At 59.8% G+C, this 251-nt stretch carries 1 protein-coding gene; it reads left to right on the forward strand.

All coding sequences use genetic code 11. From position 1 onward, the window contains the following. On the forward strand, positions 1-205 hold a 205-nt coding region (locus NLU14_RS22560; protein WP_275710819.1), incomplete at its 5' end, for a 3-deoxy-7-phosphoheptulonate synthase. Positions 206-251: the final 46 nt, after the last annotated feature.

Consider the following 251-nt stretch of genomic DNA (forward strand, 5'->3'; position numbering starts at 1 on the left):
GGGCGGCATCCATGCGGAGATGACGGGGCAGAACGTCACCGAATGCACCGGCGGCGCGATCGACATCACCGAACAGGGCCTCGCCGATCGCTACCACACCCATTGCGACCCACGTCTCAATGCGGGACAGAGCCTGGAACTTGCCTTCCTGCTGGCCGAAATGCTCAACGAGGAAATGGCGGAACGCCGTAAGGCCGCCGCTTGATCAATTGTTGCGGAGCACATCCGTAATTTAGCGGATTTACATCGCT

The sequence above is a fragment of the Marinobacter iranensis genome (assembly GCF_029207565.1).
GTDB classification, from domain to species: domain Bacteria; phylum Pseudomonadota; class Gammaproteobacteria; order Pseudomonadales; family Oleiphilaceae; genus Marinobacter; species Marinobacter iranensis.